This window comes from Xenorhabdus sp. BG5 (genome assembly GCF_015163665.1).
Lineage (GTDB): Bacteria > Pseudomonadota > Gammaproteobacteria > Enterobacterales > Enterobacteriaceae > Xenorhabdus.
Genome location: NZ_JADEUG010000076.1, coordinates 1 through 1,330, shown reverse-complemented (window position 1 = coordinate 1,330; position 1,330 = coordinate 1). Strand labels below are relative to the sequence as shown.

Here is a 1,330-nt window from a genome sequence, read left to right as displayed (position 1 = left end):
CTCAGGTGCATATTGCAGCGCGGCCACAATGCCTTCTAACGCGGTCTTCATATAGGCATTAATGCGCATTGGGTCAACGTGCTGGCTGCATTGTGCGGTCAGTGCAAATCCGTCATCAAAATCGTCCACATCCAGGGATAAGGGATAGTTGCTGCGCTCTTCACTGTCCAACACCTGGATACCGTCCCAAGCTAATGAATGCGCCGCTTCCTCATCACGTGGGCTATGACGGAAATTAAGCAGGCTGTTAAACAGTGGCAAGGCGGCCGGCACACCGCTGCACCGCTGGGCAATCGCCAGAGGGGTCTGTTCATGATCCAGTAATTCGCTCAGGCGCTGGTAAGTTTCCTGTACCGCCTGTTTTACGGTACGGGCCTGTAATTGGATACGGACTGGCAGGGTATTGATAAACATCCCCAGCACGTGTGAAGCGCCCATGCCCCCCTGTAATCGGCCCAATAACACCGTACCGAATACCACATCTTCACGGCCAACGAACTGTGCCAGAACCTGCGCCCAGGCCACATGGAATAGCACGGCCGCACTCATCCCCAATTGACGGGTACAATCCCGGATCTGTTGTGCCAGTTCATCATCCAGTGTGACGATATCTTCCACGATCTGATCGGGCTTATCGCGGCTGTTTCCCTGCACATCCAGTAACCCAAAGGGTAGCGTCGGTTCTTCCACGTCGCCCAGTAACTGCTGGAAATAAGCCTGATGCACTTCAATCGGCACCTGACGGGTCTGGGCGATAAAATTGCGGTAAGGCAATGGGGGGGGGCGGGGGGGGTGCTTCCCCCAGAATCAATGCCTGCACTTCGCTGAAAATGATTTCCAGCGACAGATGGTCACAAACCAGATGGTGATGCAGCAGGCTTAACCACCATTGATCGGTGTCCGGATCCTGGGCGATGTAAGCGGCCAGTAATGGCGCCTGAGTAATATCTAACCGTATGTTGTCCGGATCGGTCAGACGTCGTAGCTGGGTTTCGGCACGTTCTCCTGCGGATAACGTCAGTTCCGTGATCGGCAGGGGTGCATGACGGTAGACCACTTGCACGGGAATGGGAAGCTCCTGCCAGTGGAAGGCACTGCGTTGGATATCGTGCCGGTCAATCACCTGCTGCAATGCCCGCAAGAAACTCGTCAGCCGTGGCCGGCTGTCAAAGTGCATCAGAATATTTTCAAGATAGGTGTCACCGGTTTCTGTCAGTAAATGGTGGAACAGAATGCCTTCCTGCAAGGGGCCAAGCGGGTAAATATCCTGAATATTGGCGACGCCGTCCGGGACATGGTCAACAATACGGTCAATTTGGGCCTGGGTTAA

Annotated in this window: 2 protein-coding genes; both read right to left on the bottom strand. The window is 54.5% G+C overall.

What is annotated here, in order from left to right; genetic code table 11:
• The coding region (locus IQ209_RS18625; protein WP_255528824.1) for a condensation domain-containing protein at window positions 1-774 on the bottom strand (774 nt) is incomplete at its 3' end.
• Window positions 728-1,330: condensation domain-containing protein (locus tag IQ209_RS18620; protein ID WP_255528823.1), on the bottom strand; the 603-nt coding region annotated here is incomplete at its 5' end. The genes IQ209_RS18620 and IQ209_RS18625, both read right to left, overlap by 47 nt.